At 71.6% G+C, this 19,993-nt stretch carries 17 protein-coding genes; 5 read left to right on the top strand and 12 right to left on the bottom strand.

The annotated features are described in order from the left end of the window. Positions 1–141 precede the first annotated feature (141 nt). Positions 142–342: a hypothetical protein gene (locus tag SGFS_RS19230; protein ID WP_005479841.1), complete on the bottom strand. Its 201-nt coding sequence runs from the start codon at positions 340–342 to the stop codon at positions 142–144. 390 nt (positions 343–732) lie between these two features. After that, a complete protein-coding gene (locus SGFS_RS19235) occupies positions 733–1,014 on the bottom strand; it encodes an acylphosphatase (RefSeq protein WP_286251907.1) in 282 nt (93 codons plus the stop codon). Positions 1,015–1,188: 174 nt separating this feature from the next. Here SGFS_RS19235 and SGFS_RS19240 point away from each other — a divergent pair, with 174 nt between their 5' ends. Continuing rightward, on the top strand, positions 1,189–2,142 hold the full coding sequence (locus SGFS_RS19240) for a CAP domain-containing protein (RefSeq protein WP_286251909.1): 954 nt from the start codon (positions 1,189–1,191) through the stop codon (positions 2,140–2,142). Positions 2,143–2,222: 80 nt separating this feature from the next. After that, a complete protein-coding gene (locus SGFS_RS19245) occupies positions 2,223–2,666 on the top strand; it encodes a winged helix-turn-helix transcriptional regulator (RefSeq protein ID WP_286251910.1) in 444 nt (147 codons plus the stop codon). Here the strand turns inward: SGFS_RS19245 and mutM are convergent. The 9 genes from mutM to recG all read right to left on the bottom strand — a co-directional run bounded on the left by mutM (position 2,639) and on the right by recG (position 12,688). Beyond that, positions 2,639–3,499 carry a bifunctional DNA-formamidopyrimidine glycosylase/DNA-(apurinic or apyrimidinic site) lyase gene (gene mutM, locus SGFS_RS19250; protein WP_286251912.1) on the bottom strand — a complete coding sequence of 287 codons (861 nt, stop codon included), beginning with the start codon at positions 3,497–3,499 and terminating at the stop codon, positions 2,639–2,641. The two genes, SGFS_RS19245 and mutM, sit on opposite strands and share 28 nt — an antisense overlap. Positions 3,500–3,551: 52 nt before the next feature. Beyond that, a complete protein-coding gene (locus tag SGFS_RS19255) occupies positions 3,552–5,960 on the bottom strand; it encodes a tetratricopeptide repeat protein (protein WP_286251913.1) in 2,409 nt (802 codons plus the stop codon). Between the two features lie 189 nt (positions 5,961–6,149). Beyond that, positions 6,150–6,974, bottom strand: coding sequence for a ribonuclease III (gene rnc, locus SGFS_RS19260; protein ID WP_286251915.1), 825 nt, complete (start codon positions 6,972–6,974; stop codon positions 6,150–6,152). A 20-nt stretch (positions 6,975–6,994) separates the two neighbouring features. Next, the gene (gene rpmF, locus SGFS_RS19265) at positions 6,995–7,168 is read right to left on the bottom strand and encodes a 50S ribosomal protein L32 (protein WP_007493396.1); all 174 of its coding nucleotides are present in this window, start codon (positions 7,166–7,168) and stop codon (positions 6,995–6,997) included. A 2-nt stretch (positions 7,169–7,170) separates the two neighbouring features. Beyond that, a complete protein-coding gene (locus SGFS_RS19270; RefSeq protein ID WP_286251923.1) occupies positions 7,171–7,824 on the bottom strand; it encodes a YceD family protein in 654 nt (217 codons plus the stop codon). A 168-nt stretch (positions 7,825–7,992) separates the two neighbouring features. Next, positions 7,993–9,048, bottom strand: a complete 1,056-nt coding sequence (locus SGFS_RS19275) for an ATP synthase subunit B family protein (protein ID WP_286251925.1) — start codon at positions 9,046–9,048, stop codon at positions 7,993–7,995. A gap of 130 nt (positions 9,049–9,178) precedes the next feature. Then, positions 9,179–9,658: a pantetheine-phosphate adenylyltransferase gene (gene coaD / locus SGFS_RS19280; RefSeq protein WP_286259976.1), complete on the bottom strand. Its 480-nt coding sequence runs from the start codon at positions 9,656–9,658 to the stop codon at positions 9,179–9,181. 26 nt (positions 9,659–9,684) lie between these two features. Beyond that, complete coding sequence (rsmD, locus tag SGFS_RS19285; protein ID WP_286259977.1) at positions 9,685–10,299, bottom strand: 16S rRNA (guanine(966)-N(2))-methyltransferase RsmD; 615 nt, start codon at positions 10,297–10,299, stop codon at positions 9,685–9,687. 178 nt (positions 10,300–10,477) lie between these two features. Further along, the gene (gene recG, locus SGFS_RS19290; RefSeq protein WP_286251926.1) at positions 10,478–12,688 is read right to left on the bottom strand and encodes an ATP-dependent DNA helicase RecG; all 2,211 of its coding nucleotides are present in this window, start codon (positions 12,686–12,688) and stop codon (positions 10,478–10,480) included. 190 nt (positions 12,689–12,878) lie between these two features. On the opposite strand from recG, the gene SGFS_RS19295 reads away from it, so the two are divergent. Continuing rightward, positions 12,879–14,735: an HSP90 family protein gene (locus SGFS_RS19295; protein WP_286251927.1), complete on the top strand. Its 1,857-nt coding sequence runs from the start codon at positions 12,879–12,881 to the stop codon at positions 14,733–14,735. After that, the gene (locus tag SGFS_RS19300) at positions 14,732–17,662 is read left to right on the top strand and encodes a tetratricopeptide repeat protein (protein WP_286251929.1); all 2,931 of its coding nucleotides are present in this window, start codon (positions 14,732–14,734) and stop codon (positions 17,660–17,662) included. The genes SGFS_RS19295 and SGFS_RS19300 overlap by 4 nt, the downstream gene beginning before the upstream one ends. Before the next feature lie 143 nt (positions 17,663–17,805). Here the strand turns inward: SGFS_RS19300 and SGFS_RS19305 are convergent, their stop codons facing one another. Continuing rightward, positions 17,806–19,497: a DAK2 domain-containing protein gene (locus SGFS_RS19305; RefSeq protein ID WP_286251930.1), complete on the bottom strand. Its 1,692-nt coding sequence runs from the start codon at positions 19,495–19,497 to the stop codon at positions 17,806–17,808. Between the two features lie 287 nt (positions 19,498–19,784). Between SGFS_RS19305 and rpmB the strand changes: the two genes are divergently transcribed. Beyond that, on the top strand, positions 19,785–19,970 hold the full coding sequence (gene rpmB, locus SGFS_RS19310; protein WP_003993230.1) for a 50S ribosomal protein L28: 186 nt from the start codon (positions 19,785–19,787) through the stop codon (positions 19,968–19,970). Positions 19,971–19,993: the final 23 nt, after the last annotated feature.

The following is a 19,993-nucleotide window of genomic DNA, read 5'->3' on the forward strand; positions in this document are numbered from 1 at the left end:
CGGGGGCCGGGGACGACGGGGACATCGCGGGGGAAAGAAAAAGGGACGCCCAGAAGGCGCCCCTTGCAGATCTGACAACTTAGCGGTTGATACGAGCAGCCCAACCACTGCTGTCGTGGTGCGATTGCTGCGATGCAGTGATCAGGTGAGCGCAGGCTCCGCCTGGCGTGCGTCGAGCTCCATGAGCGAGTCGTGAGAAGCGGCAGCCGTCAGCGCGTCGTTCTCCGCCTGGATTCGTCCGAGCTCGGATTCCAGGTCCTGGACGCGCTGCTGGAGCCGTCGCATCTCGGCGAGAAGTCGCGGGTCGGAGCCGCCGACGTAACCGAGAAGCGCCTTTGCCATGATGGATGGTCCTCCACACTGAGTGACCGACCGAAGCGGTGTGGGTCGTGAGGGAATCGCACCCGCGATGCTTGGCACTGTTGAGTTTCCGCTGCCGTTCAACCATGCCAAACAGCTAAGGTGCGCGGGGCTTTCAGCGTCTCACCAAAAAGTTTGACGGTCAACACGATCACGCCCCGTATTGGTGGCGTCCCGGCACGGCCAAGCCCTCACAAGGGCGGCGCTACGACTGCTGCGGGGCCCTCGGGGTGAGGGGATCATCCTTGTCGCGGAGCCTGCCACGACAAGCCCGTCTTGGCAACCACCAGCACGTTTCCACTTTGTGCATGCTTCCGGCATATGCCAGTGGCGTGACCCTCCGCTCTCTCCGCCCCGATCCGCAGAACCGGGTCAGCGGATGGCGAACCCCTCATAACCCCCGCGCGGTGTGTCCCAGATCTCGGTGACACCGTCCACGCGCCCGGGCGTGTCGTCACTCTGGAGCCACTCCAGCAGGCCCTCGCACGCGCCTCGCGGGCCCTCCGCGACCACCTGAACCCGTCCGTCGGCCAAATTGAGAGCAAAGCCACTCAGCTCGCCGATCTCCAGCGCCCTGGCCCTGGTGAACCAGCGGAAACCCACACCTTGCACCTGTCCGCGCACCCACGCGACCAGCCGTACGTCGTCACTCATGGCTGCACGCTAACGGGCCAATGTCTCCTGGGGCTCACCCTCCCCACCCGCCATGCTGTACCGTCCCCACCCAATGAATCTCATATGAAACTCACTCCTTAGTGTGAGATTCGTGAAGACGTTGATCACAACGTTGACAGCGGGACCACCGCTAGGGACGAGGAAGGCCAGGAAATGGGACGCCACCGACGCCACGCCGCCGGCCGCGCCGCCAGTGGCCGCGCCGCCGGGGTCACGAACAGCATCGCCCCGGAGGACTACGGCCCCGAGAACCTGTACGGGTTCGCCGCAGTCCTGGAAGCCGATGCCCAGGCCGCACGCGGAGGGCGCTCGCGCCGCCGCAAGAAGAAGGCCGTGACGCCCGTCAAGACCGGCCTGCTCGGCGTGTCCGCCGCCGTCGCCATCGGTACGGCCGCGGTGGCCACCGGAGTGCTGCCGGGCGGCGACAAGTACACGGTCAGCGGGGGCAACAGTTCCGACACCGTGGTGCCGGCCGGTTCCCCGACGGGCGCGGCCACCCAGCAGGGCGGTACGGACGGCGCCGCGCAGGAGCGCGAGGACGAGTCCACGAGCCGGGACGCCGAGCGCGAGGCCTCGCCGTCGACCGGCCCGTCCGAATCTGCCGAGCCGTCGAAGAAGCCCGAGAAGGAGAAGAAGGGCAACTCGGGCTCGAAGCAGAACAACGGCAAGAAGCCCTCCGCCAAGCCCACCAAGGAGAAGGAGACCGTCGCCCCGATCGAGGTCTCCGCGGAGACGGCGGCCGAGGCCCAGGTCCTGAAGCTGGTCAACGAGGAGCGGGCCAAGGCCGGCTGCAGCCCGGTCGCGGCGAACAGCTCGCTGGCGAAGCTGGCGGAGACGTTCAGCAAGGACATGGCCACCCGCGGTTTCTTCGACCACACCGACCCCGACGGCGACGACCCGTGGGACCGCGCGGCCACGCTCGGGATCACCGGTCTCGGCGGCGAGAACATAGCCCGGGGCCAGGCCACCGCCGAGGCGGTCATGGAAGCCTGGATGAACAGCCCCGGCCACAAGGCGAACATCCTGAACTGCGACTTCAAGACCCTCGGCGTAGGTGTGTACATGGCCGACGGCGGGCCTTGGTGGACGCAGGACTTCGGCTACTGAGCCGACGGGAAGCCCCTCAGTCGCTAACCAGAAGTTAGTGCACCCTTCTGGTTAGCGCTGTGCCGAAGTATGCTCGAGGTATGGATTCAGCCGCGCAGACCGCCGTGACGCCCGCGCAGGCCTCCGCGGACGCGGAAGCCGTGCAGAGATTCGAGGACCTGTCCTTCGACGTGTTCGCCAGGAACTGTCCCTCGCGGGGCACCCTGGAGCACGTCACGGGCCGCTGGGGCGTGCTCACGATGGGCGCACTCCACCAGGGCACGCTCCGCTTCAACGAACTGCGCCGCCGCGTCGACGGCGTCAGCGAGAAGATGCTCTCCCAGACCCTGCACGCCCTGGAGCGCGACGGCCTGGTGCACCGCGAGGCCCAGCCCACCAACCCGCCGCGTGTCGAGTACACGCTCACCCCGCTCGGCCGCGAGGTCTCCGAGCGTCTGCGATCCCTCATCGCGTGCGTGGAGGACCGCATGGAGGACGTGCTCCAGGCCCGCGAGCGTTACGACGAGGCCCGCGGCGCCCGCTGACACTTCGGGCAGTAGTAGCTGGACCGGTTCATCCAGGGCCGCCGCCGCATCGGCGTGGCACAGCGCCGGCAGGGCAGCCCCTCCCGTCCGTACGCGTCGAGCGACCGGTCGAAGTACCCCGATTCGCCGTTGACGTTGACGTAGAGACTGTCGAAGCTCGTGCCGCCCACGGCGAGGGCGGCGTTCATGACGTCTCGTACATGGCCCAGGAGTTCGGCCGTGCGCGGGCGGGTGAACCCGGCGGTGGGGCGTTCGTAGTGGACGCGTGAGCGCCAGAGCGCCTCGTCGGCGTAGATGTTGCCGACACCGCTGATCAACGACTGGTCGAGCAGGGCCCGTTTGATGGTCGTGCGCTTCCGGCGCAGCGCCTGGTGGAAGGCCTCGTCGTCGAAGAGCGGGTCGAGGGGGTCACGGGCGATGTGCGCGATGACGTCGGGCAGTCCGTCGGGGGTGGTGTCGTGCAACGAGAGCCCGCCGAAGGTGCGTTGGTCCACGAACCGCAGTTCGGTGCCGAGGTCGTCGGCGAACCGTACGCGGATCCGCAGGTGCTTCTCGTCGGCCGCGTCCTGCGGCTGGACCAGCAGCTGGCCGCTCATGCCGAGGTGGGCGAGGACCGCGATGCCGGTGTCCTCCACGGGCAGCCACAGGTACTTCCCGCGCCGGCTCGGCTCCCCGATCCGGTGCCCCTTGAGCCGGTGCGCGAAGTCGTCGGGGCCGGCGAGATGCCGCCGGATCGCGCGCGGGTGCAGCACCTCGACGTCGGCGACGGTCCGGTGCGCCACCCAGCGCTCAAGGCCACGTCGTACGACCTCGACCTCGGGAAGTTCGGGCACGGGGTCCTCCGGGAAGCGGCTGGGCGGGTGACGTCGGCAGCGTACCGGGTGGTCAGGGGGTGTCGGTGAGGTGGCCGTCGGAGGTGAGGCCGCGGGTGCGCAGGGAGCGGGCCTCGGCCTCCTTGCCCTGGGCTGCCAGGACGTCGGCGAGGGCGTCGGCAGCGAAACGGTCGCCTCGGTCGATCAGGATGCGCAAGTCGTCGACGCGGCCGTGTTCCCTGAGCAGATCACGCAGGCGCGAGTCGCCGTCGGACCTCTCCATGAGGAACCGCACGGCCCCGTCCACGTCGCCGTGCGCCACGAGGGCGTCGACGATGTCCGAGTGGGTCCGGCTGTCCGTGCCGTGGCGTATCGCCTCGTCGAACTCGCCCCGGGCGAGGAGGAGTCGGACGAGTTCGCGGGCCGCCCATTCGTCTCCGGCCGAGGCCCGTGCCCGCAGCCGGGCCTCGTCCGTGGTCCGGCGCAGCAGCCCGGCGAGCGAGGAGGCCGCGTAGACCTCACCGGCGTCGGCCAGGGGCGTCAACAGGGCCACCGCCCGGTCGGCTTCGCCGCGCGACCGGAGCCACTCGGCGGCTTCGACGGCCGCGTCCACGTCACCGTCCTCGGCGCGTTCGAGCAAGGCGTCGAAGTCGCCCCGCTCCACGAGGAGCCGGGCCAGCAGGGAGTCGATGTCCCGGTATCCCTCGCCGGCGAACTCTTCGAGGACGTCCAGCGCCTCGTCGGTCCGCCCCTTCTCGTGGAGTGCGTCGGCCAGGAAGTACGCCGCCGCGAAGTACCCCTCGTCGGTCAGCTCCCACAGCCGGTCCAGCCGCCCGCTCCGCTGGAGGAGTTCGGCCAGGAAGGAGATCGCGTCGTCGTACTCCTTCTCCACGAGCATCTCCAGGATGGGGATGGCCCGTTCGTCATCGCCCTCGTCGTGGAAGAGCTCGGCGAGCCGCTTATAGGACCAGAGGTCGCCGGGCTCGATCTCCTCGATCAGCAGGGAGATCGCCAGTTGTGGATCGCCGTACTCGATGAGATGGCTGACGGCGTACTCGTTTCCGGCCTCGGCCAGGTCGAGGATCTCCTCGAAGTCCCAGCCCGCGAGGACGGTCCGGTACAGCGGGGCGTCGGGGTGCTCGGAGGTGGACAACAGGTGCGCCATCTCCTCGGCGCCCAGCTGGTCGCCCATCGTCCGGAAGAGGGTGCCCAGCTCCTGTGTCGCGGACGCCGAGCCCGCCTCCACGGCCCTGCGCAGCAGCGGTACGGCCACGGCGAAGCGCTGCCGGGCGACCGCGGAGGTGCCGAGCCGACGGGCGTCCGCCGGGTCGCGCAGGTGCTCCGCGCACGCGTCCCAGAAGGACTGCGGCGGGGGCGTGGCCCGCCGCTCGCGGCCGATGTGCTGTACGAGGTAGTCCGCCATGCGGTAGCCGTCCGGGCGGCCCATCTCCTGGCCGTCACTCGCGGGGCGCAGGGGTGCCGTGGCACCGAGGAGTTCCCGCGTGACGTACGCCAGGGCCTGTTCGAACCAGTCGGCGGGCGCCGCGGCGCGTTCGGCGGGTGTGCAGTAGCCCGGGACCGCCGACCGCAGCAGGGCCTCGGGGAGCGCGGACCGCGCACCGAGGACGGTCAGATCCGCGGCCGCGGCCAGTACCGCTCGCGCACAGGGGTCGGCGCTCTCCCAGCGGTGGACCAGCTGCGGGGCGCCCGCGATGACCTGGGTCAGGCCGAAGTCCGTCGACGCGAGGGCCGTGCGGAGCCGCTCGTCCGTGACCGCGATCTGCCGGGCCCGCTCCCGCTCGGCGGCCGTGAGGCCCGTCGGCACATGGACGACCTCGGCCAGCTTGAGCAGGTCCCGCTCGGTGCGGTAGCGGTCGTCTTCCTTGGGTGAGGTGTGCGGTGCCGTGTACGCGTCGTAGTAGCCCGGCCAGAGCGTCGCCACGACCAGGACCTGGCGGGGCGGTGCCATCAGGGCGCGCAGGGTGGCCGCGGTGAGGCCGTGCTCGCCGGCCAGATGGTTCTGGAGTTCGTCCAGCCAGAGCACCAGCGGCCCGGGCGGGAGTTCGAGGAGCCGTTCGACCTGTTCCGCGTCGGCCGGGTGCAGCAGCGGCCAGTCGGGCACTCGGTCCAGGACCGCCTCGTACAGCGAGCGCGTCTTGCCCACGGAGGAGCCGCCGACCAGCAGGACGAACCCGCTGCGGTCGGCTGCCCGCCCGATCAGCTCGCGCAGTCCGCCGTGTCCGGGAACGTCCAGGTCACGCGGTACATAGCCGGGCAGGGGCGGTGTGGCCGGGCCGGTGAGCCGGATGGGCCGGTGCACTCCGAGCCGGAACGGATCGGCGTCCCGCACCCGGATCGGCTCCGGCCCGCGGCTCGCCCGGGGCACCGCGCCGGACGGCGTCACCACCAGGACATCGCCGACGACCTTGCCGATCTGCAGGCTGTGACCGCCGATGACGGTTCCCGTCAGGCGGTTCGTCACCGTGCCGTCGTCGGCCGGGGCCGTGCTCCGACGTGGCTCCGCGCTCGCGAACGGTCCTGAGATTCGGTCCGGCTCCGCCACCCTGTTCCCCTTCCGGCGCCGGGGCCGCTCGGCCGTGGCCTGACCTCCGCATACCGAAACCCCCACCGGACGGGAGTCCGACAGGGGTTTCACGGCATGTGCGGAGGGTCAGGCCGGGGCCGTGTCCGACGAGGTGTCGGGGGCCTCGGCCTCGGCGGCCGTCGCGGCTTCCTGCTTCGCGCGCTCGTCCGCCGCGGAGCGGATCGCACGCCAGGCGGACTCGGCCGCCTGCTGCTCCGCTTCCTTCTTGCTGCGGCCGGTGCCGGTGCCGTACGAGACGCCTCCGACGCGGGCGGCAGCGGTGAAGGTCTTCTCGTGGTCCGGGCCGGTCTCCGTGACCAGGTACTCGGGGACGCCGAGCCCTTCGGTCGCGGTGAGCTCCTGGAGGCTGGTCTTCCAGTCCAGGCCGGCACCGAGGTTCGAGGACTTCTCGATCAGCGGGTCGAACAGGCGGTGTACCAGTTCGGACGCGGCGTCGAGGCCCTGGTCGAGATAGACGGCGCCGATCACCGCTTCGAGGGTGTCGGCGAGGATGGACGCCTTGTCCCGGCCGCCCGTGCCCTCTTCACCGCGGCCGAGCCGGATGAAGGAGCCGAGGTCGAGCCCACGGCCCACCTCCGCCAGCGCACGCGAGTTGACCACCGCGGCCCGCAACTTGGCCAGCTGGCCTTCGGGCAGGTCGGGGTGGGTGTTGTACAGCGTGTCCGTGACCACGAGGCCGAGGACGGAGTCCCCGAGGAACTCCAGGCGCTCGTTGGTGGGCAGGCCGCCGTTCTCGTACGCGTACGAACGGTGGGTCAGCGCGCGCACCAGAAGGGCGGACTCGAGCTTGTACCCGAGCCGCCCTTCCAGAAGCGTGTGGGACGAGGCCGTGCTGTCCGCCGACGGGTTACCTCCGTTTGCACGGAGAGCGTTCTTCTTGGCGTCAGACATGGTGCCTCTCACCAGCCCGCTCAGACCTCGAGGACCTGGCGCTTGTTGTAGGTGCCGCACGACGGGCACGCGATGTGCTGCAGCTTGGGCTCGTGGCAGCGCTCGCACGCAACCAGGGTGGGGACCGCAGCCTTCCACTGCGACCGGCGGTGGCGCGTGTTGCTGCGCGACATCTTCCGCTTCGGAACAGCCACGGCTACTTCTCCTGCTTCTCGTTGGCGGGCGCCGATCGAGGCGCTTCGCCACTCATCTCGTCCTTCTCGCCATCTTCGAGTGAACCGGCGAGTCCCTGCAGTGCCGCCCAACGGATGTCGACGGCGTCGTGGTGGTGGGCCGGGTCGTCCGCGAGCCGCGCTCCGCACTCGGAGCACAGGCCGGGGCAGTCTTCCTGGCACACCGGCTGCATCGGCAGTGCGAGCACCACCGCATCACGCAGCACGGGTTCGAGGTCGAACAGGCCGTCCTCGATGAAGAGCCTGTCCTCGTCTTCCTCGGCGTCGTCGGCCGGCTCCGCCTTCACGCGGCCCCGGTCGTCGGCGTCAGGGTACGAGAACATCTCCTGGAAGTCCGCTTCGAGCGGCAGCTCCAGCGGCTCCAGACACCTTACGCACTCCCCTGCGGCCCGTGCACGGGCGGTGCCTGTGACGAGCACACCTTCCATGACCGACTCCAGACGGAGTTCGAGATCCAGCGGGGCGCCTTCCGGCACTCCGATGACTCCCTGGACACCGAAGTCCCCCGGAGTGTCGACCGTACGCGTCAGGCGCTGCAGCGCGCCGGGCCGCCGGCCCAGCTCGTGCGTGTCGAACACGAGAGGGTTGCGGTGGTCGAGGCGGGCGTTCAAAGCCATTTCTGCTTTCGGTCTTCACTGCTGGAGGGAGGGCACTGCCCCCCGGTGTTCCGGGCAGCGCTCGATCGCGGGCATCTTCCGCATACCGCGTGAACGCAGGACAGCATGAACGCACGCGCGACCGAAGAGCCAGGATACTGGACCTTCCGCTCTCGGCCCAATCCGCTGTCAGCGACCCTGTTCGTAGCGGCGCAGCTGCTCCGCGGTGATCATGGTCGTGTCGAAGAGACTGGTCTCGTCGAGGGCGTTGTCCTCGGCCTGCGCGTACCCGTGATGCCCCTGGTGCCCCTGCTGCTCCTGGTGGCCCTGGTTCGGGTCGTACGACGGCTGCTGCGGGTAGCCCGCCGCGTACGGGTCGGCCTGCTGGTACCCGTAGGGGTCGGCCGCCTGCTGGGGCTGGGCGTACTGCTGCTGGTAGCCGTACTGGTCCTGCTGCTGGTACGCCGTCGCCTGGTACGCGTCCTGCCCGTACGACTGCTGGACCGGGGCGGCGGGGGTCTCCGTGAGGGCCGCGAGGTCGGCGAGGTAGTCGGCGTCGCTGGTGGGCTGCGGGGAGGTGCCGTCGTCGTGCAGGGCGAGGGCGCCGAGGTCGTCGGTGGCGATGCGGCCGTGGAGCTTCTGGCGGCCCCGGCCGACGGCCTCCAGGGTCTTGGCGAGGACCGCCTCGAAGGCGCCGAGCTTGGCGTCCACATAGGTGTCGGCGTCGCGGCGCAGGGTCTCGGGGTCGTGGCTGCGCTCGGGGGCGTCCTCGTCCTCGTAGCCCTGCTCGTCGAGGCCGGGGCCGGTGCCGAGGAGCTTCTCGCGACCGCGGCCGACCGAGCCGAGGGTCTTGGTGAGGACGACCTCGAAGTTGGCGAGCTTGGAGTCGACGTAGTCGTCGGCCTCGGCGCGGACCTCCTCGGCCTCCTGGCGGGCCTCGGTGAGAATGCGGTCGGCCTCGTTCTGGGAGCGGCGGGCGACCTCGGTGTCGGAGATCAGGGAGCCGCGCTCTGCGTGCGCGTTCTCGATGATCCGCTCGGCCTCCAGACGGGCCCGCTCGACCATGTGCTCGCGGTCGCCGATCAGCTCCTGCGCCTGGGCGAGGGAGTCGGGCAGCGCCGCGCGCACCTCCTCCAGCATGGCGAGCAGTTCGGCGCGGTTGACCACGCAGGAGGCCGACATGGGCATGCCCCGGGCGCCGGAGACCACCGAGACGATCTCGTCGAGCTTCTTCTGGACGTCCACCGTGTGCTCGCCACTCTCTACAGCTGTGTTGGAGACGGTCGCACCGACTGTACGGCCAGCCGACGACCGCCGGACACCCGGTGGCGAATTGTCAGATCGGGGTGAGCGCGCCGTTGCCCGGGGCAGGGACTCAGTCTCTTGCGAGGCGCTCGTTCAGGGCTTCGAGGACCAGCGACGGCACCAGGTGGGAGACGTCGCCGCCCCAGGTCGCGACCTCCTTGACCAGCGAGGAGGACAGGAAGCTGTAGGTGGGGTTGGTCGGCACGAAGAGCGTCTCGATGCCCGACAGGCCGATGTTCATCTGGGCCATCTGCAGCTCGTAGTCGAAGTCGCTGACCGCGCGCAGGCCCTTGACGATGGCGGGGATGTCGCGCTGCTTGCAGAAGTCGACGAGCAGGCCGTGGAAGGCCTCGACCCGTACGTTCTCGTACTCGGCGGTTACCTGGCGGATCAGCTCGATCCGCTCGTCCACCTCGAACAGGCCCTTCTTGGACTTGTTGATCATCACCGCGACGTAGACCTCGTCGTACAGCTTGGAGGCTCGGCCAATGATGTCGAGGTGTCCGTTGGTGATCGGGTCGAATGACCCGGGACAGACGGCGCGGCGCACTTGGAATCCCTCGCTCTCCGGTCCGGTCATCGTGCGTCTTCGCACGTAGAGGCGGCGCGACCGTACCAAAACGTTCCCTCGCCGTAGCGACGGGCCCTGATCGCCTCGAAACCGGTGGGCCACCGGAATTCTCCGCCTCTGGTGCTGCGCTCCACGGTGACGAGGGCTTCCCCGGCGAGCCAGCCCTCCGCACGGAGTGTGAGCAGGATCTCCCGAAGATCGTCGTCCGAGACGGCGTACGGCGGGTCCAGGAAGACGAGGTCGTACGGCTCGGCCGACGCCGGTGTGCGGATGATCTGTTCCGCTTTGCCCGCCCTCACCTCGGCGCCGGGGAGGCCGAGATTCTTCACGTTCTCCCGGACGACGCGGGCCGCGCGGGCGTCCGCCTCGACGAGGAGGGCGTGCCCGGCGCCGCGGGAGAGGGCCTCCAGGCCGACCGCGCCGGAGCCCGCGTACAGGTCGAGGACGCGCTCGCCGTCCAGGGGGCCGCCGAGGAGGGCCTGCCAGGTGGAGAAGAGGCCCTCGCGTGCGCGGTCGGAGGTGGGGCGGGTGCCGGTCCCCGGCGGGACGGCGAGGCGGCGTCCGCCGGCTGCGCCGGCGATCACGCGGGTCATCTGGGGTCCTTGTGGGAGGGGGCGGATATGGGGTCCAGTTTGGCAGGCGTCGGGTGGGGGGTGCGCCTGTCGTCGGAGAGGGGCGCCTGATGGGGTGCCTCTTGATCGCCATGGGCGGCTGCGGGTCCGTGGTGGTCGGTCGCGCCCACGGGGCGGAACCTCATATCGACACAGCCCCGCGCCCCTCAAAACGGCGGCTGCTCTCTTACCCCTTGTCCAAGTACTGCTCCCTCTCCTCGTCCAGCAAGGCGTCCAGGGCCGTGCGTAGGCCGGGGAGGTGCTCCAGCTCCGGGTCGGCCGCCACCACGGCCGCCGCTTCCTCTCTCGCCTCGGCGATGATCTCCTCGTCCTCGATGACCGCCAGCATCCGCAGGCTGGTGCGCGCGCCGGACTGGGCCTGGCCGAGGACGTCGCCCTCGCGGCGTTGTTCGAGGTCGATGCGGGAGAGTTCGAAGCCGTCGAGGGTGGAGGCGACGGAGTTCAGGCGCTGGCGGGCCGCGCTCGCCTCGGGCATCTCGGTGACGAGGAGGCAGAGTCCGGCGGCCGAGCCACGGCCGACGCGGCCGCGCAGCTGGTGCAGCTGGGAGACGCCGAAGCGGTCGGCGTCCATGATCACCATGGCCGTGGCGTTCGGGACGTTCACGCCGACCTCGATGACCGTCGTGGCGACCAGGACATGCGTCTCGCCGGCGGCGAAGCGGCGCATGACCGCGTCCTTGTCGTCGGGGTGCATGCGGCCGTGCAGGACCTCGACCTTGAGCCCCTGGAGGGGGCCCTTGGCCAGTTGGTCGGCCACGTCGAGCACGGCGAGCGGCGGGCGCTTCTCGGCCTCGTCCTCGGGGGACTTCTTCTTGCCGGACTTCTTCGGGTCGTCGTCCTCGTCGCCGATGCGGGGGCAGACGACGTACGCCTGGTGGCCGTTGCCGACCTCCTCCCGCACCCGCTCCCAGGCGCGGGCCAGGAAGTGGGGCTTGTCGGCGGCCGGGACGACATGGCTCGCGATCGGTGAGCGGCCGGCCGGAAGCTGGTCGAGGACCGAGGTCTCCAGATCGCCGAAGACCGTCATGGCGACCGTGCGCGGGATGGGGGTGGCCGTCATGACGAGGAGGTGGGGCGGCTGCTTGCCCTTGCCGCGCAGGGCGTCGCGCTGCTCGACGCCGAAGCGGTGCTGCTCGTCCACCACGACCAGACCCAGGTCGTGGAACTGCACCTTGTCCTCGATCAGCGCGTGTGTGCCGATCACGATCCCGGCCTCACCGGTGACCAGGTCGAGCAGGGCCTGGCGGCGGGCGGCCGTGCCCATGGATCCGGTGAGCAGCACGACCTTGGTGGCGGTCTCGGCCCCGCCCAGCATGCCGCCCTCCGCCAACTCACCCATCATCTCGGTGACCGACCGGTGATGCTGCTGCGCGAGCACTTCGGTGGGCGCCAGCATGGCGGCCTGTCCGCCCGCGTCGACCACGGCGAGCATGGCGCGGAGGGCCACCAGCGTCTTTCCGCTGCCGACCTCTCCCTGGAGCAGCCGGTGCATCGGATGCTCCGTCGCCAGGTCGTCGAAGATCTCCTTGGAAACCTTCAGTTGGCCCTCGGTGAGGGTGAAGGGGAGGCGGGCGTCGAAGGTGGTGAGGAGGCCGTCGGGGGTGGGTCTGCGGGCCACGGCGGGGAGTTGGGCGTCGGCGTGGCGGCGGCGGGCCAGGGCGACCTGGAGGACGAAGGCCTCGTCCCACTTGAGGCGGCTGCGGGCGCCCTCGATGTCGGCCTTCGTGTGGGGGCGGTGGATCTTCAGGAGGGCTTCGGGGAGGGGGACCAGGCCTCGGCCGTCCCGGAGGGAGGGCGGCAGCGGGTCCATGGCCTCCTGGGCGCTCGGCAGGACCGTCTGGACCGCCTTGGCGATCTTCCAGGACTCCAGCTTGGCCGTGGCCGGGTAGAGCGGGATGAGGGCGCCGGCCCAGGTGTCGACCGTCTCCGAGACATCGTCGCCGCGCAGGAGCTCGTAGGCCGGGTGGGCGAGCTGGAGGCGGCGGTTGAAGACGGAGACCTTGCCGGCGAAGAGGGCGCGGGTGCCGGGGAGGAGCTCCTTGTGGGGCTTGTGCACGCCGTTGCCGAAGAAGACGAGCTGGAGGCGGCCGCTGCCGTCGGTGATCGTGACTTCGAGTCGCTGGCCCTTGCCCCGGGGGGCCTTGGCGGAGGCGAAGGTGTGCAGGCGGGCGTCGGCGACCTGGGCGACCACCGTGACGTGCTCGTCCATCGGGAGGTCGGCGAGGTGGGTGAGCTGGCCGCGCTCCTCGTATCTGCGCGGATAGTGGTGGAGCAGATCGCCGACGGTGTGCAGGCCGAGGTGCTCGGCCATCACCTTCGCGGTGGCGGAGCCGAGCGCGTTCTTGAGCGGTTCTTCGAGCGCGTACACGAGATCCATTGCACACCACCGCACTGACAATGGCGTCGCACGTCACCGACAATGCCGTATACGTCCTTGAAATCCGCTGGTCAGGTGGGTCGTTCGCGCCTAGGATGGCGCACTCACGCCTCCCGTCCGCGGTCACCGTCTCGCGGGACCGCCCGACCCCGCGCCGTCGCCTTCAGACCCCCGCCCCGGCGCTGCGACGATGGACTCAATGACCTCACAGTCGTCCCAGGCACCTCGGTCACCACAATCACCACAGTCACCCCATACGTTCCAGGTCGATCTGCGTGGCCTGGTGGATCTGCTCTCGCACCACCTCTATTCCAGTCCGAAGGTCTATCTGCGCGAGCTGCTGCAGAACGCCGTGGACGCGATCACCGCGCGCCGCGCCGAGCAGCCCGACGCGCCCGCCCGCGTACGTCTGTTCGCAGAGGGCGGTGCCCTGCGGGTGGAGGACTCCGGGGTCGGGCTCACCGAGTCCGACGTGCACGACCTGTTGGCCACGATCGGCCGCAGTTCCAAGCGGGCCGAGGGGCTCCAGGAGGCCCGTTCGGACTTCCTGGGGCAGTTCGGCATCGGGTTGCTGGCCTGTTTCGTGGTCGCCGAGCGGATCCGGGTGGTCAGCCGCAGCGCCCGTACGCCGGGCGCGCCGCCCGTGGAGTGGACGGCGACCGACGACGGGTCGTACACCGTGCGCACGCTGCCCGACGAGGCGCGCCCCGAGCCGGGCACGACCGTGCACCTGGTGGCGCGGCCCGGCGCCGCCGAATGGCTCTCCCACGCGCGCGTGCTGACGCTGGCCCGGGACTTCGGTTCGCTGCTGCCGTACGACGTCCGGGTGGGCGACGAGGCGGTCACGGATCTGCCGGCGCCCTGGGACCGTGCCCACCCCTCCCCCGCCACCCGGAGGGTGGCCCTCGCGCGGCACTGCCACGAGCTGTTCGGGTTCACCCCGCTGGACGCGATCGAGCTGAACGTGCCGCTCGCCGGGGTCCGGGGCGTGGCGTACGTGCTGCCGTCGGCCGTGAGCCCCGCCCAGCGGGCGAGTCACCGGGTGCATCTCAAGGGCATGCTGCTCACCGAGCGGGCCGAACAGCTGCTGCCGGACTGGGCGTTCTTCGTGCGCTGTGTCCTGGACACGGACAGTCTGCGGCCCACGGCGTCGCGCGAGTCGCTGTACGAGGACGAGACCCTGGCGGCCGTACGGGAGGCCCTGGGGGAACGCATCCGCTCCTGGCTGACCGGGCTCGCCGCCGGTGATCCCGAGCGGCTGGCGGCCTTCCTGTCGGTGCACCACCTGGGTGTGAAGTCCCTGGCGCGGCACGACAAGGAGATGCTGCGCACGATGCTGCCGTGGCTGCCCTTCGAGACGACCGACGGGCGGCTGTCCCTGGAGGAGTTCGCGCAGCGGCACCCGGTGGTGCACTTCACGCGCACGGTGGAGGAGTACCGCCAGGTCGCGCCGATCGCCTCGGCGCAGGGCATCGGCGTCGTCAACGGCGGCTACACGTACGACAGCGAGCTGGTCGAGGCGCTGCCGTCGGTGCGGCCGGGTACGGCGGTCGCCGAGCTGGACGCAGACACGGTGACCGCGCACCTGGACACGCTCGACCCGGACGAGGAGCTGGCGCTGGCGGGCTTCCTGTCGGCCGCGCGGGCCAAGCTGGACTCCCTGGGGTGCGATGTCGTGCTCCGGGCCTTCCATCCGGTCTCGGTGCCGGCGCTGCACCTGGACGACCGGTCCTCGCGCCACGAGCAGGCCCGCGCGGAGGCCGAGGAGCGGGCCGACGACCTGTGGGCGGGCATCCTGGGCTCGCTCCGGGGCAGCGCCCCGCGCGCGCGGCTGGTGCTCAACCACCTCAACCCGTTGATCCGGCGGATCGGTTCCCTGGGCGATCCGGAGCTGATCGGCACCGCCACCGAGTCCCTGTACGGGCAGGCCCTGCTGATGGCGCAGCGCCCGCTGAGGCCCGCGGACTCCGCGCTGCTGAACCGCGCGTTCCTCGGTCTGCTGGAGTGGGCCACGCACACCGAGTCCGGGGAGGGCGGCCGCCGATGAGCGGAATCAACGACATCACCGACTTCGACGGGCTCCGCCATGCCCTGGCCGAGAACTACGAGCAGCCGGAGGGCCCCGCGCGCAACGCGCGCGCGGAGCAGCTGCTCGCCGAGGCCGAGAAGCTGAACATCCCGCTCGCCGTGATCGAGGCGCTCGGACACCAGCTGAAGGTCTACAACTACAGCTCCGAGAAGGACAAGATGTTCGTCCCCTTCGCGCGCCTGCTGCGCATGTGGGACGAGCGTCCGGAGGACTTCGACGAGTACGAGATCCACTCCCTGCACTGGGTCTTCAAGTGGATGTCGGCAGGCATGCTCAACCAGCCGCATGTGCCGCTCGCCTCCATCGAGAAGTGGCTCGGCGAGATGGAGCACCGCTACCGGCTCGCCGGACACACCGAACGGGCCGTGCGCAGCGCCGAGTTCAGTGTGGCCGCGCACATCGGGGACCTGGCGCGGGCCGAGCGGGCCTACGCGGCCTGGCTGGCCGCCGATCGGGACACCATGGCCGACTGCCACGCGTGCGAGCTGCACAGCCAGGGCTGGTGGCAGTCACGGCTCGGCGCGGACCCGGAGGCGCTGGAGCTGTGGGCGCCGGTCCTGGACGGCGAGTACGCCTGCGCCCACGAGCCGCACACCGTCCTGGCGTCCTCCCTGGTGCCGCTGCTGCGCCTGGGCCGCCCGGACGAGGCGCGCGCCCACCATCTGCGCGGTTTCCGGCTCGTGAGGGCCATGGAGAGCATGCGGGACGCGTACGCGGACCACGTCGAGTTCTGTGCCCTGACCGGTAACGAGGCGCGTGGTCTCGAACTGCTGGCCGAGCGTCCTGCGTACTTCACGGACTCCGGGGATCCGCGCAGCAAGCTGGACTTCCTGACCGTGGTGGCCCTCCTCATGGACCGCCTGGCCGACCGAGGCTTCGGCGATCAGACCGTCCCGGGTCCGGCGGGTCGTACGTGGACGGCGCGCGAACTGGCCTCCCACGCGCGCGAGGAGGCGCTTTCCCTGGCCGCGCTGTTCGACGCCCGCAACGGCACGTCGTACGTCAGCACGCGCGCGCGTGAGCGGATGGACCAGGCCCCACTGCTGGACCGGCTGCCGCTGGGGGTGCGCGCGAAGCGGGCGGCGCCGGCGCCGAGGCCGCCCGCCGTGGTGGAGCGGGTGGCGGCGGCACGGGAGGACCTGGCGAGCCTCCTCGCCGAGGCGCGACGGCTCTCCGCGTCCCTCCACCCCGACTCCGTGGGGGCGTGGGCCGCCGTGTCACGGGCCGCCGAGGCCGAGGGCGCCGAGCTGGACGTCCGGGACCGCGCGGAGATCGTCGACCACGAGGCGATCGGTCTCGGCCCCGAGGGCCGCGCCCTGTTCGACCGCGCCGCCGAGCTGTATGAGCAGGCGGGCGACCCGGGCGAGGCCCTGGCGGCACGCGCGCGCAACGCGAACGTCCACGCCCTGACGGGCCACACGGAAGAGGCCCTGGCCCTCGTCTCGGAGCCGTACGACAAGATCCTGGCGCTCTTCGCGGACGGCGGGACGGGAGTGCGGCAGACAGCGTCCGTCCTGGTGGGCCGGGCCCGGATCCTGATGCAGCGGATGCACGAGACGGAGGAGGACGCGGGCGCCGTGGCCGCCGCCGAGGCCGCCGTGCGCGAGCTGGCGGAGTTCGCCGAGCCGCACCGCGCCGAGGACGTGCGGCTGGCCTCGCGGGCGGCGGAGGCGCGGGCGATGCTCGGGGAGCTGGCCGCGCACGCGGGGGACGCGCAGACCGCCATGGCGCTCTTCGCCGAGGCCGCGGAGCGGTATGTGGCGGCCGGGCTGCCGTGGTTCGCGGTGCAGTACGAGGCTCGGCTCGCCGGGGCGGCGCAGCAGCTCGGGGACCTGGAGACCGCCGAGCGGGCGGCGCTCGCCGCGCTGGAGCACGGCGGGGCGGACCTGGAGCCGCTGGGCCACGCCCAGCTGCACGTCCAGCTGGCCGAGATCCTCGGCGCCACCGAGCGGTTCGAGCCGGCCGCCGAGCACGCCCTGGAGGCGGCGCACTGGGCCGACGGGGCGGGCGAGGGGCCGACGCTGGGCGCCTGGGCCCGGCATCAGCTCGGCGGGTTCCTGCTGCGGCTGGGGCGGTGGGCGGAGGCGGCGGAGGTCCTGGAGTCGGCGCTGCCGGATCTCACCGCCGAGACGCACGGCGAGGGGGCGATCGCGCAGACCCAGTGGTGGCTCGGCGACTGCCACACCGAGCTGGGCGAGCACCGGGAGGCGGCCGAGCGGTGGCTGAAGGCCGCCGAGATCGCCCGGCACTGGCCCGAGCAGCGCGACCACGCCATGCTCGCGCATCTCGCCGCCGAGGCCCTCGCCCGCGCGGGGCTGCCCGCCGACGCCGACCGGGCGTACGAGCGCGCGGCCGAGCTGTGGGGCGCGCTCGGCAATGTCCACGGGTACGTGCGGGCGTTGCGGGCGCGGGCGTGGTACGCGGCGCGCGGGGAGGGCGGCGAAGGGCTGTCCTCGGCGCGGGAGTTGATGGGCGACGCGGTGCTGGGCTGTGAGGCGGCGCTGTCGGACGTGACGGGTGAGGACAACCGGCGGCGGATCGCCGCCGAGCTCGGCGAGACGTACCGGCAGTTCGGGGATCTTCTCGCCCGGTCCGTCGCCGAGGAAGCGGAACTCGCCGCGTTCCGGCCGGTGTTCGAGGAGGCGCTGGCGCTCGTGGAGCGGGCGGTCGCGGTGTACGGCTCGCTGGGGGTCGATGCGCTCGACGAGCGTACGGCGGCGGAGCTTGCCGCCGGGTGGCTGGAGGCCGATCTACGGCGTCCTGAGGAGGCGTCGGGGCGGGCGCTGGGGGTGTTGGCCGCGTACGGCGACCGGGACGACGAGGTGGCGACGGCGCGGCGGGCCGAGGCGGAGAGGATGCGGGAGGTGGTGGGGGCGGTGGAGTGAAGGGGCTGGGGCGTTTGAGTTTCTCTCCGCCCCCGCCGCCCCTACCCGTCCGCCCTGGGGGCTGCGTCCCCAGACCCCCGGCCGGTCGTCGGCTCTGGCCCGGGGGGTTGTCGCGCAGATCCCCGCACCCCTCAAGGGCGTCCCTACTCCACCCCGATCAGCAGCAACGCCCCCTGCCGCCCGCCCCGGTACACCACCGTGTCCACCGCCAGGTAGGACTCCCGTACCCGTGCCTCCAGGTGGTCCGCGACACCGGCCGGCGCCTCGTCCCCCAGGACCAGCGTGACCATCTCACCGCCCGCGGACAGCATCCGGTCGACGACCGTCTCGGCCGCCGCCGTCACATCGGAGCCGATGACCGCGACATCGCCGTCGATGAGGCCGAGGACGTCTCCGGCCTGGCAGATGCCCGCCATGGTCCAGGACTGGCGCTCGGCGATGACGACCTCGGCGTAGCGGGTGGCGCCGGCCGCCGAGGTCATGGAGACGACGTCCTCGTCGAAGCGGCGGTCCGGTTCGTGGACGGCGAGCGCGGCGATCCCCTGGACCGCCGAGCGCGTCGGGATCAACGCCACCCGCACCCCCTCCGTCCGCGCCTGCTCGGCCGCGGCCGCCGCCGTGTGGCGCAGGTCCGCGTCGTTCGGCAGCAGCACCACCTCGCGCGCGTGGGCCCGCCGTACGGCATCGACCAGCTCCCCGCTGGCGGGCGGCTCCCCGGGACGCGCCAGGACTGTCGTCGCGCCGGCCTCGGTGTACAGCCCGGCCAGGCCCTCCCCCGGCACGACCGCCACCACCGCGCGCTGCACCCGCTCACGCGGCGGACGCCCGGCGCCACCGGCCATGTGCGCGTCCTCGGCCCCGAAGTGCGTGATCCGGATCCGGTACGGCCGTCCGGCCTCGACCCCGGCCTCCACGGCGGCCCCGGCGTCGTCGACGTGCACATGGACGTTCCAGAGCCCGTCGCCGCCGACCACGACGAGCGAGTCGCCGAGGGAGTCGAGCCGGGTCCGCAGCCGGGCCACGGCCGTGTCGTCGGCCTCCAGGAGGTAGATCACCTCGAAGGCGGGCCCACCGGCCGCACAGGCCCCGGCGGAGCTCTCCTCGCCCACCTCCGCACCTGCTGCGGCGGCCACGCGCGCGTGCACCTGAGTCTCGCTCGCCGTCAGCCCCCGGGGCGCCTCCCCGGTGAACGTCTCCACCAGCGCCGCCAGCACCGCCACCAGCCCCCGGCCGCCCGCGTCCACGACGCCCGCGCGTGCCAGGGCGACGAGTTGCCCGGGGGTCTCCGCGAGCGCCGCACGGGCGCCCTCGTAGGCGGCCCGGGCGATCGTCCCGCAGTCGCCCTCGGCCGCGTCGGCGGCGTCGGCCGCCGCCGAGGCGACCGTGAGGACCGTGCCCTCCACCGGGTGCGCGACGGCGTCGCGGGCCGAGTCGGCCGCCCGGCGCAGGGCCAGGCACAGGCCCGGGCCGTCGGTGTGGGCTGCGGCATGGTCGTCGGCCAGCACCTGGGCCATGCCCCGCAACAGCTGCGCGAGGATCGTCCCCGAGTTCCCCCGGGCGCCTATCAGCGCCCCGTGTGCCATGGCCCGCGCGGCCTCGCCGAGTGTGGGCGTACCCAGGTCGGCCCCGGTCTCGTGCCCCGCGAACACCGCCTCGACGGCCGCCGCCGCCGACTCCACCGTCAGATACAGGTTCGTGCCGGTGTCCCCGTCGGCCACCGGATACACGTTGATCGCGTCGATCTCCTCACGCGCGCGCCCCAGCGCCGCCAGCGCGAGGCCGCACCAGGTGCGCACCGCGAGAGCATCGAAGAATGTCTGCGGCACCTGCGGCACCTGCGCCTCCCTGAGCTGCTGTGCGTGTGACCGTGTCGTACGTGGAACGCCGCACGCAGCGTAGACCCGGGGTGGTGACCGCCGGTAAGAGGGCCGGGAGCAGCACCCGGACCAGCCATGGTAGTTTCGTTCCACGGACGCAGTCGTTGTATGCTGCTCCGGTTGCCCGATCCGAATCGATGATTCAGGTTCGGGCCTTCCCCCCGGCAGCGCCACTCAGATCTCAGATCCTGATCCCGGCATGCCGGGATCAACCGTAAGTGCATCTGAAGTCTTTGGAGTGACCCGTGGCTGCCAACTGCGACGTCTGCGGCAAGGGGCCGGGCTTCGGCAACAACATCTCGCACTCGCACCGCCGTACGTCCCGCCGCTGGAACCCGAACATCCAGCGCGTCCGTACCGTGGTCGGCGGGACGCCGAAGCGCGTGAACGCTTGCACCTCGTGCATCAAGGCCGGCAAGGTCTCGCGCTGACGCTCAGCTAGCGCGCGGCCACT

This window comes from Streptomyces graminofaciens, assembly GCF_030294945.1.
Taxonomy (GTDB): Bacteria; Actinomycetota; Actinomycetes; order Streptomycetales; family Streptomycetaceae; genus Streptomyces; species Streptomyces graminofaciens.

Bases quoted from the DNA above. Each gene is read 5' to 3' on its own strand.
- SGFS_RS19230 (WP_005479841.1), bottom strand. From the start codon at position 342: ATGGCAAAGGCGCTTCTCGGTTACGTCGGCGGCTCCGACCCGCGACTT.
- SGFS_RS19235 (WP_286251907.1), bottom strand. From the start codon at position 1,014: ATGAGTGACGACGTACGGCTGGTCGCGTGGGTGCGCGGACAGGTGCAA.
- SGFS_RS19240 (WP_286251909.1), top strand. From the start codon at position 1,189: ATGGGACGCCACCGACGCCACGCCGCCGGCCGCGCCGCCAGTGGCCGC.
- SGFS_RS19245 (WP_286251910.1), top strand. From the start codon at position 2,223: ATGGATTCAGCCGCGCAGACCGCCGTGACGCCCGCGCAGGCCTCCGCG.
- rnc (WP_286251915.1), bottom strand. From the start codon at position 6,974: ATGTCTGACGCCAAGAAGAACGCTCTCCGTGCAAACGGAGGTAACCCG.
- SGFS_RS19270 (WP_286251923.1), bottom strand. From the start codon at position 7,824: ATGGCTTTGAACGCCCGCCTCGACCACCGCAACCCTCTCGTGTTCGAC.
- recG (WP_286251926.1), bottom strand. From the start codon at position 12,688: ATGGATCTCGTGTACGCGCTCGAAGAACCGCTCAAGAACGCGCTCGGC.
- SGFS_RS19295 (WP_286251927.1), top strand. From the start codon at position 12,879: ATGGACTCAATGACCTCACAGTCGTCCCAGGCACCTCGGTCACCACAA.
- SGFS_RS19300 (WP_286251929.1), top strand. From the start codon at position 14,732: ATGAGCGGAATCAACGACATCACCGACTTCGACGGGCTCCGCCATGCC.